Origin of the sequence: Ferruginibacter albus (assembly GCF_020042285.1) — a bacterium.
Classification (GTDB): Bacteria; Bacteroidota; Bacteroidia; order Chitinophagales; family Chitinophagaceae; genus Ferruginibacter; species Ferruginibacter albus.
This window is the reverse complement of record NZ_CP083388.1, coordinates 1,753,909-1,772,283: the sequence shown is the minus strand read 5'-3', so window position 1 is coordinate 1,772,283 and position 18,375 is coordinate 1,753,909. Positions and strand designations below refer to the sequence as shown.

14 protein-coding genes are annotated in these 18,375 nt (G+C 37.9%); 7 read left to right on the top strand and 7 right to left on the bottom strand.

Going from position 1 to position 18,375, the window contains the following annotated elements; genetic code table 11:
- Window positions 1-39 precede the first annotated feature (39 nt).
- Window positions 40-954, top strand: coding sequence for a citrulline utilization hydrolase CtlX (gene ctlX, locus K9M53_RS07920; RefSeq protein WP_224019092.1), 915 nt, complete (start codon window positions 40-42; stop codon window positions 952-954).
- Between the two features lie 80 nt (window positions 955-1,034).
- Here ctlX and K9M53_RS07915 read toward each other — a convergent pair whose 3' ends face one another.
- Together K9M53_RS07915 and glgB are read right to left on the bottom strand one after the other, a co-directional pair.
- Window positions 1,035-2,042: a tetratricopeptide repeat protein gene (locus tag K9M53_RS07915; RefSeq protein WP_224019091.1), complete on the bottom strand. Its 1,008-nt coding sequence runs from the start codon at window positions 2,040-2,042 to the stop codon at window positions 1,035-1,037.
- Window positions 2,043-2,085: 43 nt separating this feature from the next.
- Window positions 2,086-4,029 carry a 1,4-alpha-glucan branching protein GlgB gene (gene glgB, locus K9M53_RS07910; protein ID WP_224019090.1) on the bottom strand — a complete coding sequence of 648 codons (1,944 nt, stop codon included), beginning with the start codon at window positions 4,027-4,029 and terminating at the stop codon, window positions 2,086-2,088.
- 201 nt (window positions 4,030-4,230) lie between these two features.
- Here glgB and K9M53_RS07905 point away from each other — a divergent pair, with 201 nt between their 5' ends.
- On the top strand, window positions 4,231-4,560 hold the full coding sequence (locus tag K9M53_RS07905; RefSeq protein WP_224019089.1) for a hypothetical protein: 330 nt from the start codon (window positions 4,231-4,233) through the stop codon (window positions 4,558-4,560).
- 50 nt (window positions 4,561-4,610) lie between these two features.
- Here the strand turns inward: K9M53_RS07905 and K9M53_RS07900 are convergent, their stop codons facing one another.
- Window positions 4,611-5,888, bottom strand: a complete 1,278-nt coding sequence (locus tag K9M53_RS07900) for a glucose-1-phosphate adenylyltransferase (RefSeq protein WP_224019088.1) — start codon at window positions 5,886-5,888, stop codon at window positions 4,611-4,613.
- A 15-nt stretch (window positions 5,889-5,903) separates the two neighbouring features.
- Window positions 5,904-7,322: a glycogen synthase gene (locus tag K9M53_RS07895; protein WP_224019087.1), complete on the bottom strand. Its 1,419-nt coding sequence runs from the start codon at window positions 7,320-7,322 to the stop codon at window positions 5,904-5,906.
- A gap of 374 nt (window positions 7,323-7,696) precedes the next feature.
- Here K9M53_RS07895 and K9M53_RS07890 point away from each other — a divergent pair, with 374 nt between their 5' ends.
- The 4 genes from K9M53_RS07890 to K9M53_RS07875 all read left to right on the top strand — a co-directional run bounded on the left by K9M53_RS07890 (window position 7,697) and on the right by K9M53_RS07875 (window position 12,884).
- Window positions 7,697-8,395, top strand: a complete 699-nt coding sequence (locus K9M53_RS07890) for a hypothetical protein (protein WP_224019086.1) — start codon at window positions 7,697-7,699, stop codon at window positions 8,393-8,395.
- A 156-nt stretch (window positions 8,396-8,551) separates the two neighbouring features.
- Window positions 8,552-10,465 carry an MFS transporter gene (locus K9M53_RS07885; RefSeq protein ID WP_224019085.1) on the top strand — a complete coding sequence of 638 codons (1,914 nt, stop codon included), beginning with the start codon at window positions 8,552-8,554 and terminating at the stop codon, window positions 10,463-10,465.
- 32 nt (window positions 10,466-10,497) lie between these two features.
- On the top strand, window positions 10,498-11,454 hold the full coding sequence (locus K9M53_RS07880; RefSeq protein WP_224019084.1) for an ROK family protein: 957 nt from the start codon (window positions 10,498-10,500) through the stop codon (window positions 11,452-11,454).
- Between the two features lie 101 nt (window positions 11,455-11,555).
- On the top strand, window positions 11,556-12,884 hold the full coding sequence (locus K9M53_RS07875) for a TlpA family protein disulfide reductase (protein WP_224019083.1): 1,329 nt from the start codon (window positions 11,556-11,558) through the stop codon (window positions 12,882-12,884).
- Window positions 12,885-12,946: 62 nt separating this feature from the next.
- Here K9M53_RS07875 and K9M53_RS07870 read toward each other — a convergent pair whose 3' ends face one another.
- The 3 genes from K9M53_RS07870 to K9M53_RS07860 all read right to left on the bottom strand — a co-directional run bounded on the left by K9M53_RS07870 (window position 12,947) and on the right by K9M53_RS07860 (window position 14,960).
- Entirely contained in the window at window positions 12,947-14,146 is a 1,200-nt protein-coding gene (locus tag K9M53_RS07870) for a pyridoxal phosphate-dependent aminotransferase (protein ID WP_224019082.1), read from the bottom strand.
- Between the two features lie 178 nt (window positions 14,147-14,324).
- Window positions 14,325-14,768, bottom strand: coding sequence for a SecDF P1 head subdomain-containing protein (locus K9M53_RS07865; RefSeq protein WP_224019081.1), 444 nt, complete (start codon window positions 14,766-14,768; stop codon window positions 14,325-14,327).
- A gap of 6 nt (window positions 14,769-14,774) precedes the next feature.
- Entirely contained in the window at window positions 14,775-14,960 is a 186-nt protein-coding gene (locus tag K9M53_RS07860) for a hypothetical protein (protein WP_224019080.1), read from the bottom strand.
- 386 nt (window positions 14,961-15,346) lie between these two features.
- Between K9M53_RS07860 and secDF the strand changes: the two genes are divergently transcribed.
- Complete coding sequence (gene secDF, locus K9M53_RS07855; protein ID WP_224019079.1) at window positions 15,347-18,346, top strand: protein translocase subunit SecDF; 3,000 nt, start codon at window positions 15,347-15,349, stop codon at window positions 18,344-18,346.
- Window positions 18,347-18,375 lie beyond the last annotated feature (29 nt).

Genomic DNA, 18,375 nt, shown 5'->3' with positions numbered 1-18,375 from the left:
TGAATTTGTTATTTGTAATTTGGATTTTATATTTAACCCATGCAATATACTTCTCACATTTTAATGATACAGCCGGTCAATTTTGGCTTTAATTCTGAAACTGCCGTTAATAATAGTTTTCAAACACCATTCGCCAATGCTACCTCTTTACAACAAGAAGCGTTGATCGAGTTTACCAATTTTGCCAATATGCTAAACAATAATGGCATCAATGTATTGGTTATTGAAGACACCTATACCCCTCATACACCCGATTCCATCTTTCCTAACAATTGGATATCGTTTCATGAAGAAGGCAATATTGTTTTATATCCTATGTTTGCTCCGAACAGAAGAGCAGAAAGAAAAAAGCATGTGCTGGAAGCAATTCGGGAAGAATTTATTGTAAATAATGAGATCGATCTGACAGCATACGAGCAAGAGAATCTATACCTGGAAGGCACGGGCAGCATGGTATTAGACAGAGAGAATAAAATAGCCTATGCCTGCATTTCTCCAAGAACCAATAAAGAAGTGCTGCGTAAATTCTGCGAGGCAGAAGATTATATTCCCATAACTTTTACAGCGAATGACGACAATGGCGATCCCATTTATCATACAAACGTTATGATGTGTGTAGCAGATGCATATGTGGTAATCTGTTTTGAATGTATTCCTGATCCTAAAGAACAGCAGAAAGTATTGGCTATTATTTTGGAAACCGGAAAAGAAATAATTGAGGTTACAATGGAGCAAATGAAAGCGTTTGCGGGCAATATGCTGCAGGTAATTAACAAAGGCAATGAGCGGCTGCTGGTGATGTCATCGCAGGCGTTTCATTCACTAACATCCATACAAAAAGAGATGCTGCGCCGATACAATCGCATTATTCATTCCCGCTTAAATACCATTGAGAAAGCCGGCGGCGGCAGCGCCCGTTGTATGATGGCTGAAATTTTCTTACATACAAAATAAGAACCGGAAGATCGCTCTCCCGGCTCTTTCAACATCAATCCATATTTCTAAAATGGCCTAAACTCTCATTTTATTTGATATTATAATCCGGTAAAATCAGCTTGTTTTTGTCGCAGACTTGATAAAGAAGGATCCATACCTATCGCCGCATCACACATTTGTTGTCCTCTATCCTTTTGTCCTTTCTTTTGAAAACAAAGCCCTGCCTGGTATAAAGCTTTTGCATCTTTAGCATCAAGCTCCATTAATTTCTGACAATATTCCAATGCTTTATCATATTGCTTACGCTGATAAAATGCTTCTGCCATATCTCTTAAGATATCTTTCTGCCCCGGTTTTCTTGCCAATATCGCTAATAAAATAGGCTCTCCTTTATCAAACTGTCCGTTATAGATATAGGCGTAACCTAAATTTTCATTTACGTCATTACTTTTCGTATAGCCGGCATCGATAGCTTTTGTGATCATTTCAATAGCATGCGTATAATCGGCTCCGTTATAATAGATCAATCCCAGTTCGTACATCCATCCGCTCTTGGTTGCATCCGCTGCCACTGCTTTTTGATAATAAGGGATGGCTTTCTTTTCTTCCTGCATTTCCAGGTAACTTCTTGCCATGGTGTAATTGGCTTCCGCATCATCAGGATTCTTGTCCAATACTTTTTGCAACTCTGTCACTGCAGCCCCATAGTCTTCTGTTTCATATGTTGACATCGCAATAATTTTCTGATCACCGCATTTTTTTGCAAACTCAATTGCTTTTTCATACTGGTGAAAATTATAATACAGCTGCGCCAATTGCTTTATTGCTTCCGCATTATTGGGTTCAAGTGAATATACTTTTTGGAAATTGTTGATAGCATTATCCATTTTATGCATTTCCAGATTGGCTAATGCACTTTGCAGGTATGCATCCGTGTATTTGGGATCAAGCTGAATGGCTTTATCTAGGTATACCGATGCTACCAGGTAACGCTTGGCTGTTATTTCTGCCACTCCTTTATTAAAGTAAAAATGGGAACTGTCGGATTGAGAATAGGCGGATGACAATGCAATCATACAACCTATTGTTGTTGCAACGATTTTCATGGTACAGATTTTATGAATATTACGTTTGGGTACAAGTACTCCATTAACAGAGCACTATACTACCTAACGCCGGAAGATGCAGATTTATTTCATAGAGCGCTGTCTTTTTATCAATTATTTCACATTTAATTTCCGGGTTAAAAACATCCCCTGTTCCCCAGTACTTTTTACTGTTACTGTTAAAGATCTCCTTCCAGCTTGATTTTCCCTGTACCTGAACCCTCCAGTTTTCGCGTACAACAGGTGTCATATTAAGAATTACCAGCACATCATTTTCAGGGTTTTTATCTTTTCTTTTGTACACAATAACACCTTCTTGCCGGTGATTTAAGTCTATCCATTCAAAACCACCCTGTTCAAATTGCAATTTGTATAAAGCCGGGTATTCTGCATATAGCTTATTCAGATCCTTCACACATTCTTTCATTCCCTTGTGAGAATCAAATTGTAATAAGTGCCAGTCCAGTTCACTTTGATAATTCCATTCGGATGTCTGCGCAAATTCATTGCCCATAAACAACAACTTAGCTCCAGGATGTGTGAACATATATGTATAAAGCAGGCGAAGGTTGGCATGTTTCTGCCATTCATCTCCGGGCATTTTAAACAGCATCGGGCTTTTACCATGCACTACTTCATCATGACTTAACGGCAACATGAAATTTTCATCATAATAGTACATCATGCTGAACGTAAATTTATTTTGATGAAACTGCCGGAAATAAGGATCTAACTTGAAGTAATCCAGGGTATCGTGCATCCACCCCATCATCCATTTCATACCAAAACCCATACCACCCGAAAAGGTCGGACGTGAAATACCGGGCCAATCAGTAGCTTCCTCTGCTATGGTTTGTACATCAGGAAAATCACGATAGATCGTTTCATTCAGGTCTTTGATAAATGCAATAGCCTCTAAATTACCGTTGCCCCCAAATTCATTCGGTTCCCATTCCCCTTCTTCCCTGGAATAATTCAGCTTAAGCATAGAGCTTACTGCATCAACCCGGATACCATCAATATGAAACTTATTAAACCAAAAATGAGCGCTGCTGATAAGGAATGATTTTATTTCAGCTCTTTTATAATTAAAAATATAACTGTTCCAATCAGGGTGATAGCCTTTGCGCATATCTGCATACTCATAAGTATGCGTCCCATCAAACATAAACAAGCCATGTGCGTCATAAGGGAAATGAGAAGGCACCCAATCCAATATTACCCCGATCCCTGCCAGGTGGAAAGCATCCACCAACGCCATAAAATCTTCGGGTGCTCCAAACCTTGAAGTAGGCGCAAAAAAGCCTGTTCCCTGGTAACCCCAGCTGCCATCAAAAGGATGCTCCATTATAGGCATTAACTCCACATGTGTAAAGCCCATTTCTTTTATATAAGGAACTAATAGGTCTATCAGCTGGCGATAAGTATTGTAACGATGCTCATTGTTTTTATCCGGGCGCATCCAGCTTGCGAGATGCACTTCATAAACACTCCATGGCGCATTTAATGAATTGTGTTTTTTTCGGACTTGCATCCATTCTGCATCTTTCCAATGATAATCCATATTCCATGATATTGATGCAGTTGCAGGCTTTAACTCCCAAAAATTAGCAAATGGATCTCCTTTAATAGTAACAGTTCCTTTATACCCTTTTATCTGGTATTTATATATCTCTCCTTTAGAAAAATGTGGAATAAAGCCCTCCCAAATTCCCGAACCTTCTAAGCGAACGTATAGAGGATGCTTTGCTGGTTGCCAGTCGTTAAAATTACCTACTACAGAAACCTCCGTGGCGTTGGGCGCCCATACCGCAAAATAATAACCTTTAACGCCTAATACTTCTGCTTCGTGACTGCCGAATTTTTCATACAAACGGTAATGTGTACCCCATTGATAGTTTTGAACATCTTCATCGCTGAATAAAGAAAAATTCCAAACTGATTTGTTTGAATCTACAAAATGAATATCCTCGTATCGTGCTGACATCTACAGAAATTTATGTTATGTAAATGTAAGCATTGAAGGCTAGCTTATTCATATTATTTGAAAGTTTTGGTTGATGATTTTAGATTATTTAGCCTTATCTAACATCCGGTTTAAAACATAACTTCATTTTTATTATAATTGTATCGCAAACAACTTACATAAATGAAAAAAGTCATCCTTCTATTTCTTTTATTTTTCTCAATGAAATCATTTTCGCAAACTGTATCTTTTTCAAAAGACAGCATCATTATCAATTCGAAACTTTGCATGCATTTCCAACAATCAAATGATACTTCGTACATCTATTCGTTAGATGATAAAAAACTGATCCAATGGCAGGTTAAACCTATTGGCGGAGGTAAGTTCTCGACAACTTATTTTTTCCCCGGTATTGAAAAGACATTTCACAAAGCCAATGTTAATGGAAGAAACGCTATCATAATGGCATTGGTTCAGTTTAAAGTAATTGAGGATTGCACACTTTATGAAAAGCGGCTTCTAAAATTCATAGAGAAATTCAATGAAGAATAAATAAAAAAGGTCGAGCAATGCTCGACCTTTTGATAAATCAAATCTATTGTTTAAATCACAAATCCATCATGAATCACCGCGCCTTTCTTTATCACCACAATACCATCTTTTACCGTATAAAGCGCATGATCAGAATTTGGTAAATGTGGACCGCCAATAATGCGAACGTCATTACCAATACGTACGTTTTTATCAATGATCACATTTTTTAAATAGCAACGTTCACCAATACCAATTTCAGGTTCGCCATGTTGTTTGGAATGTTCAATTTCCGCTAATGTTTCGTAATAGTCGTTCCCCATTACATAGCCTCTTTCTATCACGGTTCCAAAGCCGATACGGTTACGGATACCGATCACACTTTCTTCAATTTTTGCAGCAAGAATGATACAACCTTCTGCAATTACCGATTTGTTGATGGTAGTGCCACTGATCTTTGCCGGCGGCAACATTCGTGCACGACTGTAAACAGTTTTATTATTATCAAAGAGATTAAAATGAGGTATATCCAATGTCAATGCAATATTGGCATCAAAGAAAGAATGTATGTGCCCAATGTCTGTCCAATAGCCATTGTATTGAAAACTTACCACATTGTATTTACTGATAGATGAAGGAATGATCTCTTTTCCAAAATCAGTTGCATCCTTGTGTTCAACCTGTAACAGATCAAACAATAATTTCCGGCTAAACACATATATACCCATTGATGCCAGGTAATTTCTTCCAAATCCTTTCATCGCATCACCGGTATCGCTTACCCATTTAGGCAACAGTTCTTTTTTTGGCTTTTCTATAAACGAAGTGATATTATCGTTGTCATCTGCTTTTAAAATTCCAAACTCCGGCGCCTCTTTTTCCGTTACCGGGATAGTAGCAATGGTAAGATCTGCTTTTAATTCTTTATGACGATCGATCATCTCTCCAAAATCCATTTGGTATAATTGATCGCCGGATAATATCAATACATACTCGTAATCGAAACTACCAATATGGCGTAAAGATTGGCGCACTGCATCTGCCGTTCCCTGGAACCAGGTAGGGTTATCCGGTGTTTGTTCTGCCGCCAATATGTCCACAAATCCTTTGCTGAAAATACTGAACTGGTACGTGTTTTTAATATGCTTGTTTAAGGATGCCGAGTTGAATTGCGTTAGCACGAGGATACGATTAATACCTGAGTTCAAACAATTGGAAATAGGAATATCCACCAATCGATATTTACCCGCAATAGGTACAGCCGGCTTACTTCTGGTAGCTGTCAATGGGTATAATCTTGAGCCTGCGCCTCCGCCTAAAACAATTGCTATTACCGATGAACCATTCATAAATTTTCTAAGGATTTAATGTATTATTTGTTGATATAATTCTATGTATTTAGATGCACTGTTTTCCCAACTATTATCCAGCTTCATCATAGTAGTGCGAACTTCGTGTAAGCGTTTGGGTTGTTTGTACAGATCCAATGCCCTGTGTATTGAATACGTTACATCCCAAACAGAAGCCTGGTTGAACTTAACACCATAGCCACCAACATCTCCGTAATCGATCACTGTATCCCGCAGTCCGCCTGTATTGCGAACGATAGGAACCGTTCCGTAACGCATGGCATACATCTGGTTCAATCCGCACGGCTCTACCCTGCTTGGCATTAATAAAAAATCTCCGCCTGCATACATTTCATGACTTAGCTTTTCATTATATCCTATCTGCGAATTATAATATCCAACAAACTCACTCCGCATGTTTTCCAGGTGACGTTCTACATGATAGTCTCCACTACCTAATAATAGAAAATTCATCTGGCCTTTCATGTGGTAAATAGAATCGTTGATCACCTGTGGAAGTAAGTCTGCAGCTTTTTCATGAACGAGTCTTCCTATAAAAATGAAGAGCGGCTTATCAAAATCTAAATTAAACTTTTCGCACAATATTTTTTTGTTTTCGTCTTTACCTTGCTGATAATTTTTGAGGCTGAAGTTTTTATCAAGATAGCTATCAGTCTCCGGATCCCATACGGCCGTATCAATTCCATTCAGTATTCCGGTGCATTTCCCTTTTTCATACTCAAACAATGCCTCCAAGCCTTTTGAATTGTAACGTAGTTCTTCCAAATAGCTATAACTAACGGTAGTCACCTTCCAGGCGCATTTAATAGCGCTTGCCATTGGGTTTAGATCTTTATTCCAATCTAATTTTCCCCAATAGGCAGAGTTCCAGGCAGGCATATAGGACACCTTGGTCCACGGCATCCAGCCCTGGTATTGCCCGTTGTGAATAGTAAAGACTGTTCTAATACTTTTTAAATGCTGGTATGCATAACAGTATTGGATCATAAAAGGAATGAAAGCAGTATGGTGATCATGCACATGAATTACGCCCGGTGCATGTTTCCATTTACTTATCCAATCCACTACTGCGATCTGGAAAGCAAAGAATCGTTCTATATCATCGCTGTAACCATATATCTTCTCCCTATCCAATAAGCCATTAATATCTACCATGTAAAAGTCAAAATCCAGCTTATTGGTTTTTTCTTTGATAATAGTGTAAGGAAACCACAGGTCTCCCATTTTGATATCACCTTTGTGCACCACTTCAAAATCGTTATCGTACAAAAATTTTGTACGATGCATGGGTGTAACAACTTTGGCTGTATGTCCCAGTTTATTTTGATACTTAGGCAAGGCTCCTACTACATCCGCCAATCCGCCAGCTTTAGAAGCAGGATAACACTCTGCGCTTACGTGTAATATTTCCATTAAACAATTATCTGTTAATTCATCAAATTAAAGAAGGATTTTGTTAAGGGCAAACTAAGAGGGGCATTTTTTTTCTAATTGTCATACTATTTTATTCAGCTACCTTAATAAATAGTTGAATGACGATTGAAAAGTTTACCGTATTAGTAGAGTAATATTCCCTTAAAAATTGATACTTCTTATTAAAATATTTACATTAGAGCACAAATTTTTATTGTATGAAGTACACAATGATCCTGCTCGTTTGCCTCCTACTTGTTCTTTCTGCATGTAGAGATTATAATCCTCCAACTATAAATCGAGGAATGCTTCTGGATAGTGTATATACCAGCCATTCTGCAATAATTGATACTTTTTTTAAGAAAATAGAATGATTGTCTCAGGAAGAAGAACTTAAAAAGCCTTTGCTAATAATAGATTCAAATAACAATAAGATAGATGAAAAAACATTTTCGGATGACAAATTTGTTCATGCTGATAGCAATATAGCGGCTTTAGTTAAAGGTAAATTAATAGCACTTAATAATAAAAGCAACTTAATTACGCTTCATTATGCTGACTGGGACAGTATGCTTCCAAAAGCAAAAACACCGTATTTTCTTACTACGGTTACAGTAGATAGCAACGAATCCTATGAGCCATATCTTGAAGATGATGTATGGTATTATTATAATTTTAAGGATTGGTTCAAACAACAGAAGGACTCTATTTATTTAGATCGAAAAGCAGGCATAATAGACGAGGCTTTATCAAAAATTCAAAAACTGGATAGTATAAAATATGTATTAGTGCTAAGCGACCGAATTATAAAAAAACCTGCGATCGTATCCAGGGGCATCTTTGAAACCGGAATTCTTATAAGCGTAATCAAACTATATGAAATATCAACACGAAAACTATTGTGTTACGACGTTATTTTTACAACAAACAGTGACAAGGTTAGAGACATTGGATTTGATGCAGGGACAAGTGATATGTACAAAGCCGTATGGAATATGCGATTAATGGAAGATTTTTGCGGACGAAGAAATCAATCTGTAGAAGACTACTTTAGCAATCGTAACAAAAAGTAAAACTTGCCCCATTTATTGACTTATACTATGTTTATTTGTTGATTAAGGCATCAATTGCTTTAAATCAATCGTTTATGCATTTCTTATTCCATAAACTTCGCCTACCAAAAAGAAAAAACTTTACTTTTGGCACTTAATCAAACGAACGATTGTATTATGAATCAGCAAACTTCTCCAACTACCCCGACTAATTATGGAGCGTTAAGCACATTGGTCACGGTATTTTTCTTCTGGGGCTTTATTGCCGCAGGCAACAGTATTTTCATCCCTTTTTGTAAACATTATTTCGACCTGGATCAGTTTCAAAGTCAATTGGTGGACTTTGCATTTTACACTGCCTATTACATTGGAGCGCTTGTTCTCTTTGTATATGGCGCTTTTGGCGGAAAAGATCTGGTTGGAAAATGGGGTTATAAAAAAAGTATTGTTTATGGACTTTTATTTTCTGCGTTAGGCGCTATTGCCATGATCATTGCAGTAAATGCAAACACCTTTACAGGCATGCTGGTAGGCTTATTTATTGTAGCGCTTGGATTTTCATTGCAACAAACCGCCGCTCAACCCTTTGCCATATCATTAGGCGATCCTGCAACAGGAACCAGCCGTGTAAATTTAGGCGGAGGCGTTAATTCATTTGGTACTACCATTGGACCTATTGTTGTTGCCTTTGCTTTATTTGGAACAACAGCCGCAGTAACGGATGACAAAATAAATGCACTGGGATTAAGCAAAGTTATTGTTCTGTACAGCGGCGTTTGCGCTTTGTTTATAGGAGCAGCTGCCTTATTTTATTTCGCTAAAAAGGTACCTGCCGGTATCTCCGAAGAAAAAACAGAACAAGCTAACAAAGCACTGTATGCTTTATTAATAATGACAGGCTTGTTAATTATGTTATTTGCTCCTGTTTTTAGCAGCTACAACACTCCCGAACAGAAAAAGATCGAAGCAATTGGTAAAGTAGTAGATCATAAATATAAAGATGCTGATTCCATTATAGCAAGATCAGTGAACATGGCAACCACTGATTCTGTTTTTGCCAAGGACTTTTTAAAAGATAAAGACAGTGCTACTATCGCTGCTAATTTTGATAAGCTTGCAAAATCATACAGCTATAATACAGAAGCTTTAGGCAATTTTGAAAAAGTAAAAAACATTCATGCCAATATAAAAGCTGATAATGCAGAAAGCGATGGACTAAATCATCCCTTACAAAACTACCGGTTAAAATGGTTGCTGGGCGCATTAGCAATTGTAGTTCTTTCATTATTATTTTCCAATGCCCGAGCAAAGAAAAATGCAGAAGGCTGGGGCGCTATGAAATACCCCCAATTGGTGTTGGGAATGCTTGCCATTTTTGTATATGTTGGTGTTGAAGTAGCTATTGGAAGTAATTTAAGTGAGCTTTTAAAACAAGCTGCTTTCGGCTCACATCAATCGTCGCAGGCAGCACCTTATATCTCTGTATATTGGGGTAGCTTGATGATAGGACGTTGGACAGGTGCAGTAAGCGCATTCAACTTAAGCAAAAGAAATAAAGCACTTTTGGAATTCATTGTTCCTTTGATCGCTTTTGCAGTGGTGATAGGAATTAATACAATGGCGAAGTACAATATGGCACCCCTTTATTGTTATGTTGTTTGCGTATTGATACAGATCGCTGCATTTTATTTTACAAAAGATGCTCCGGCAAAAACATTATTATTATTTTCTTTATTAGGTGTATTAGCTATGACAATTGGAGTACTTAGCACCGGAACGGTTGCTATCTACGCATTTTTAAGTGGCGGACTGTTTTGTTCTATTATGTGGCCTTCTATTTTTAGTTTGGCTATTGCAGGTTTGGGCAAATACACTACGCAAGGTGCTGCATTTTTAGTAATGATGATCCTTGGTGGCGGCATCATACCTCCTATACAAGGTAAGCTGGCAGATATAATCGGCATTCATCAATCTTATATAGTCCCTATTATTTGTTTTGCCTATTTAGCGTTCTTTGCGTTTATCGTAAAACAGATCTTAAGAAAACAAGGCATAGACTATGATGCAAAAATTGCCGGAGGCGGACACTAATCAATTTATTAACAGCATAACTTTTTTATACTTTGAGCAAACACGCTATTGGAGTTGATATAGGTGGCACTACCACCAAGTTTGGAGTTGTAACACGTGATGGAAAAATATTGGAACAGGATAGAATACCTACCAATGCACACGATGTAGTGGAAGATTTTATTGATGACCTGCATGCAAAGCTGGCACCAATGGTAGAAAGAAATGGTGGCATCGACAATATAATTGGTATTGGCATGGGTGCGCCAAATGGAAATTTTTATTCCGGCAATATTGAATTTGCACCTAACCTTAAATGGAAAGGCATTATTCCTATTGCGGAATTGATCCACAAAAAATTTGGCTTAACAACCCGTTTAACTAATGATGCGAATGCAGCGGCAATGGGCGAAATGATCTATGGCTGTGCCAAGAATATGAAGCATTTTATTACCATCACTTTAGGCACCGGTGTTGGCAGCGGTATTGTAATTGATGGCAAAATAGTTTTGGGACATGATGGTTTTGCGGGTGAATTAGGGCATACCATCATTCGCCCGGGTGGCAGGTTACATAAAAGCACCGGTTCTCATGGATGCCTTGAATCGTATGCTTCTGCTACAGGTGTACGTGAAACAGCCATTGAATTATTGACTGAACATCCTGAAACAGAAAGCTTGTTACGTAACTATGCCATCAATGCATTGACCAGCGAAACGGTGTATGAATGTGCTATGCAGGGAGATGCTATTGCCAATCGCATATTTGAATTTACGGGGCAAATACTCGGAGAATCATTAGCTAACTTTATCATGTTCTCTTCTCCTGAAGCAATTGTATTATTTGGAGGATTGACAAAAGCAGGCAATCTTTTATTAAATCCAACACGTAAACATATGGAAGCAAACCTGTTGCCTATCTTCCAAAATAAAGTAAAATTGCTGTTTAGTGATCTGAAAGAAGCGGATGCAGCGATCTTAGGTGCTAGTGCTTTGGTTTGGGACATGTAGATCATTGCTTTACTTAAATAATATCAATAACAAGCCTCTAACCTCAGGGGCTTGTTTGTTTATATATAGATGTGTAGCTTTATTATACCAAAGAATAAAACATGAAAACAAGTATCGTATCGATCGCTTTTGCTTTGCTTTTTTCTACAGCATCTTTTGCACAAAAAGCTCCTGCACAAAACGGTTATTCCATAACGATCGACATGCAGAAAACATACAGTGGCAAAATGTACCTATCGCTTTACCAGGGAACATATTCAAAAACAGCCGTTATAGATAGCTTTGTTGTAAGCGGCAGTGAAGCAACGATAAAATTCGATCAGCCTAAAAGAATACTGGGTGGCATTTACCAATTAAGCTATCAAGGTGATATAAAGCCTGATAAAAATGATAAAATAAATATTGCTGTTGATAATGGCGCCATCTTACACTTTACATTGATCGGACCTAAACTGGGTGCATTGGAAATTGCATCTTCTCTTAATGCGGATTATTTATACCTGCAGCGTGTAGCCAATGATCCTGCTTCTAAAAAAGAAAAGCTGCAAACACTTCAAAAAAAATATTCAACCTCCATTATAGCTTTATGGGCTACATTAGAGCTTAAGAAAATAGCAAGCGATGAATTAACTGCCAATGCCAATAAAGTTCAATACCGCAACAACTACTTCTCCAATTTTAATTTGCAAGACAAGCGCTTACAAATACTTCCTAACATCTACTCTGCATTAAATGATTACATGACCATCCTTCCTGTAGTTGACAGCAATTATCAAAGCAACGTAGATGTATTGCTTAAAGGAATGGATTGCAATACCCGCAACTATACGTTCTATTTAGACTGGATATTTAAGAACATCATCTACTATCAACAAAAAAAATTAGAGAAGACCTATAACTATGTTTACAACCGTTATTTAAACAGCGAGGATTGTAAAAAAGCAGATTCTACTTTGTATGCAAGGATCACGAATGAGTTGAACAGAGTGGTAAATACTCCTATCGGCAGCATAATCCCGTCTTTTAAAATGAGCGATAGTGCCGACAATTATTACACGATCGATTCTCTAAAATTAAATGCGCCGTATTCTTTCATTGCTTTCTTTGATCCTGATTGTCCGCACTGCCAGGAAATAATGCCAAAAGTCTCCGCGTTTTTTGCTGCTGCTAATTTTAAAGATAGCATACAAAAAATTGCTTTTTTAAATGCGCCGTATGATTCTGCACAATGGCATTCTTTTATTGTAAAATCCAAATTAGAACATTGGCTGAATGTAAAAGCATATCAAAATGACACGGAATATATGATTGATCTAAAGCTAACCGGAAACCCCAACTTCTATTTAATTGACAACACAGGAAAGATACTTTTAAAAAGTGCGGATGGGGAAATGATAAAGAGTGTTATTAATAAGACAGGGCAAAATTAAATCCCATAAAAAAAGTCGTAACAAAACCGTTACGACTTTTTACTATAATTTAAAGCTTACACTTATTTCAATGTTATTACTGCCGCTTTGATCCTGTCAATTGCTTCCACCAGTTTTTCATCGCTGGTAGCAGTGCTTAAACGGATACAGTTAGGAGCTCCGAATGCATTGCCTGTAACGGTTGCCACATGTGCTTTTTCCAATAACCACAAGCTCAATTCATCTGCATTTTTAATAGTAGTAGTACCATCCGATTTTCCGAAGTAATAGCTTACATCAGGAAATGCATAGAATGCTCCATCCGGAATACGTACTTTAAAGCCAGGCACTTCTTTCAATTTACCAATTACCAGGTCTCTTCTACGATGGTAAGCTTCCAACATCATTTTTGGAGCATCCATGTTGGTGAAGGCAACAGCTGCTGCTTTTTGGGCAATACTGTTGGTACCGCTGGTAACCTGTCCTTGTAATTTATCTACGGCATCTACGATCCATTTTGCAGCCGCGATAAAACCAACACGCCAGCCCGTCATAGCAAATCCTTTACTAAAACCATTCACTGTAATTACTCTGTCTTTAATTTCAGGAACGCTTCCGATGCTGAAATGCCCTTCTTTAGTAAAGTTGATGTATTCATAAATCTCATCAGCCAATACAAATATGTTTGGATGCTTTGCAATGATCGCTGCAAATGCTCTTAATTCTTTTTCGCTGTAAACAGAACCTGTCGGGTTGTTTGGCGAAGCATACATTACAATTTTAGTTTTGTCTGTAATAGCTGCTTCCAATTGTTCAGGCGTTACTTTAAAGTCATTTTCAAAAGCGCCGTCTACTATTACGCTTTTACCTTCTGCCAGCTTTACCATTTCGGCATAGCTAACCCAGTATGGACCAAGGATGATCACTTCCTCTCCTTTTTTAACCAATACTTCTATAATGTTTGCCAAAGAATGTTTAGCACCGGTTGATACCAATACATTCTCCGCCTTCCAGTCTAATTTATTTTCGCGTTGCAGTTTTTCTGCAATTGCAGTGCGCAATTCAGGAATACCTGCTACGGGTGTGTATGCATGAAACCCATCGTCAATTGCCTTCTTGGCAGCTTCGCAAATGTGAGGAGGCGTTTTAAAATCAGGCTCTCCCACGCTAAGGTTAATTACTTTGTGACCCTGAGCCGCCAATTCACGGCTTTTTTTGCTCATGGCAAGCGTTGCACTTTCTTCCAGCGCATTAATTCTGTCGGCTAATAAGTTGTTTGACACTGTAGTTTGTTTTTTTATAAATTATTTTCGGGTGGCAAAGTTAGTGCATTGCAAATTGAAATCTTGTGAAATCGGGAAAAATTGAAGAATGAATGGTTGTTGGTCAGGCGACTAACACTATCGATTAAGATAAAGCTTCTGCATATTTGAGCAGGTATTGCTTTTTTCCGGTTGCGTGCTATTGTTTTAGTTTTTTGATCTCTTGAAGTAGCTCATACACCTGCTGTTCTGAAAAATCACTGTTCACTGCAACGGTGCCTCCCAGTATAGGCTCAACTATTTGTGGGGCAGCCAACAAACTATTATTAACTACGAATCCAAGGTACTGCTGAAGATGCCCGGCAGTTATATCTCCAAACATTTTTTGTCCTACTTTGGAAAATTTTATGAGGAGCTTACATTTTCCTGTTTCTTTGTCTTTACTTTTTATAATCGTATCTACATAAAAATAAGCGATCAGCGGCGTGTCGCTTAATTCATAATACCGAACAGTGTCTTTGTAAATTAAATGATATGCCCCTGCATTTAAAGAGGGTTTAGCTAAGTATATTCCTGACCGGGATTGTGCAGTTATGGATGTAGAAACCAACAGCAATAGTAATATTCCATAAAGTCTGAACATAAAAGCTTATTTGCTTTTTAGCATTGATTCAAACTCAGCAACAGGAAGATCAAACGTTTTAGCAACAGTAATACCTATAAAATAGACTTGTGTTTTATTTGGCTTTTTAGCATCAGCAACTATATAGGCTATATTTTTTGTATTTATAATAGAGGTTTGTCCCTGCTTGGTTTTGATAGATATGAAACTCATGATTTTTTTGATTTAATTTATCAAGATATACGAAAGTCGATAGAATATTTTAAAAGGACCGTCTTCGACAAGCTCAGACTGACATGTTTTAGATATGCCAGTTAATTTATTACAAGGTAACACTATTTTAATGGTACAGTGAAGCATTATTAGCCTTTAAACTCTGTTTTAAACGTCTAAAAACCCTTTTCAGCATGCTAAAAATGATTTTTAGGCATCTATCAGCAATTTTTCCCTTGTCAAAAGCGTTCTCTGCTCCCAAAAACAACTCTTATTTCATGCAAAGATTTTCAGATGGTGTGCATATTCCTTTCCTGTCTGCCAAACAGTTTTTCCCCTATCTTTGCGAACTTCTTAAATTCTAACATAGTTAAACGAATTCTATTATGAAACTGAAAGGCCTGGTTTGGTTCTTTGCGATTGCTCTGATTCTTATTTCGATTTGGGAGCTTTCTTATACCTGGGTAGTACGCAACTACGAAGGTGAAGTTCAGCAAAAAGCTGTAAAACAAGTTAAAGCGGCATACCCCAATGCTACTGCTGATGAACAAGAACAACTGGTTGCCAGCAGGGTACAACATATCTTAGATAGCACACGCGACAAAAAGATATATCCTGTTATCGGAACCTCTTATCAAAAGTGTAAAGAAAATGAGTTAAACCTTGGCTTGGACCTTCAAGGCGGTATGAGCGTAACGATGAACGTTAGCCTGGAAGGTTTGATAAAATCTTTAAGCATCAACCCTAACGATCCTAAACTGATAAAAGCGATACAAACCGCTACTGCACAGAAAGTAAACAGTGATGTGGATTTTGTTACTCTGTTTACCGATGCTTATACCCAGCAAAACCCGGGTGTAAATCTTGCTTCTATATTTGCCAAATCGGGCAACGATATTAAAGCGAGCGATGATAATAAAAAAGTAATAGACCAATTACATACTATCGCCAATGGCGCTATTAATCAAACGTATAAAGTATTACAAAAAAGAATTGACAAGTTTGGTGTTGCTCAGCCTACCATCAATCTTGATGCAAGCAAAGGCGTTATAAACGTTGAGCTAGCGGGTATTAAAGATCCTAAAAGAGTACGTGCTTTTTTACAATCATCTGCTAACCTGCAATTCTGGGAATTGTATAATATAGATGAAGTAGGCCAGGACCTGTCCAATGCAGATAAAGCATTAGGCGCTACTCTTAATAGCATACCCGATTCTTTGTTAAAGAAAACTGATTCTACCAAAAGCCAGGCGCAATTACAACAGGAACACCCGATTTTAACGCACATACGTCCTATCCAGGCAACAGACCAGGATAAAAATGGAGTACGTGAATACGCAGCTCCTTTTGCTGAAGTTGCATTAAAAGATACAGGCGTTGTAACTGAATATTTAAACAACCCCGTTTTCATCAATAATCTGACACTTCCTGTAAAATTCTTATTTGGACCGGAAGAAAAAGATAAGCAAGGAAATTCCACAGGTGTAGTTACCTTATATGCTATTAAAAAGAGACCGGGTACTGATAAACCAAGAATTGAAGGCGACGCTATTACAAACGCTTTGCAACAAACAGACCCTACTACCAATGAGGTTTTTGTTACTATGGATATGAATAACCAGGGTAAATTAGAATGGGGCAAAATGACAACAGAAGCTTGCCAGTTTAACCCTCACAAACCAATTGCCATCGTATTGGATGACATTGTTTACTCTGCTCCTTTTGTAAATGAACCTATTATGGATGGTACATCCCGTATTACCATTAGCAAAGGAAAAGGAATGCAGGATGCGATACAGGAAGCACAGGATCTATCGGATGTTTTAAAATCAGGTAAACTGGATGCCCCTGCAAAAATCGTTGCAGAACAAATTGTTGGTCCTACGTTGGGTAAAGAGGCAGTACATGGTGGTGCCATGTCGTTCATCGTTTCATTTATAGTAATATTTGCCTTAATGCTTATTTACTATAACACCGGTGGATGGGTTGCCAACATTTCATTAATATTAAACTTATTATTTACGATAGGTGTATTGGCTGCATTAGGCTTTACGTTAACTTCTGCAGGTATTGCCGGTTTGGTATTGACCATTGGTATGGCAGTAGATACCAACGTAATCATTTTTGAAAGAATTAAAGAAGAGCTGACGAAAGGAAAAAATTATCAGCAGGCCGTGAACGATGGTTACCGCCGCTCTTTAGCCCCTGTAATTGATGCGCACGTTACTACCTTCTTAACAGCCGCTATCCTGTTTACGTTTGGGTTAGGGCCTGTACTTGGTTTTGCTACCACGCAAATGCTGGGTATCGTATTGTCGTTGTTCTGTGGAATCTTAGTATCAAGATTGATCACTGATTTCTGGACGAACAAACAACGTCACTTTAATTACTTTACCGGTGTTTCTAAAAAGATATTCAAACACGCCAGCTTTAAATTCATTGAATACAGAAAAGTTGCTTACGGAATTTCTGTAGTGGTATTGTTGTTGGGTATCGGTTCTTATTTCAACGGCTTTCATGAAGGTGTTGAATTTAAAGGAGGACGCAGCTATACTATTGAGTTTGCACAGCCTGTAAAGAACGATGCTGTTAGAGATGATCTGAAAGATGCATTGGGCGGCGATTATCCTGTTATTAAAACAGTTAAAGATAACAGGCACTTGAACATTACAACTTCTTATTTAATAGGACAGGAAAATGCAGATAGCGCCGTACAGGCAGGTTTATACAAAGGATTGTCTAAAGCATTGAATGGTGTTAGCTATCCACAATTTGTAAAAAGCATTCAAAGTACACAAACCGTACAGCCGACCATTTCTTCTGACCTGAAGAAAGGTGCTATTAAAGCTACCGTGTTTGCGATCCTTATCATCTTTGTTTATATCTTCTTACGTTTCCGCGACTGGAGATATTCAGCAGGTACTATAGTGGCTTTATTGCACGACGTATTGGTAACATTGGCGGTATTCTCTTTCTGCAAAAACATTGTTCCTTTCCCGTTGGAAATTGACCAGCATTTTATTGCGGCGGTATTAACGGTGATCGGTTTCAGTATGAATGATACGGTGATCGTGTTTGACCGTATCCGTGAATACAGCAAGGGCTCTAAAGCAAGTGATAAGCCAAGCATCATTAACCGTGCTATCAACGATACATTAAGCAGAACGATCATGACATCTTTAACGGTGTTCCTGACCATTTTAATATTGTTCATCTTTGGCGGCGAAGTAACACGTGGATTTGCTTTTGCAATGTTGATCGGTGTAATTACAGGTACTTACTCTTCTATATTTGTGGCGGCTCCAATGCTGGTTGACCTGGCAAAGGACAGACCTTTAGGAGAAGCAGAGCCTGAGAAAACTGCAGTCAAAACGGTGAATGCATAATTAACAGAAATGTATTGAAATAGAAAAAG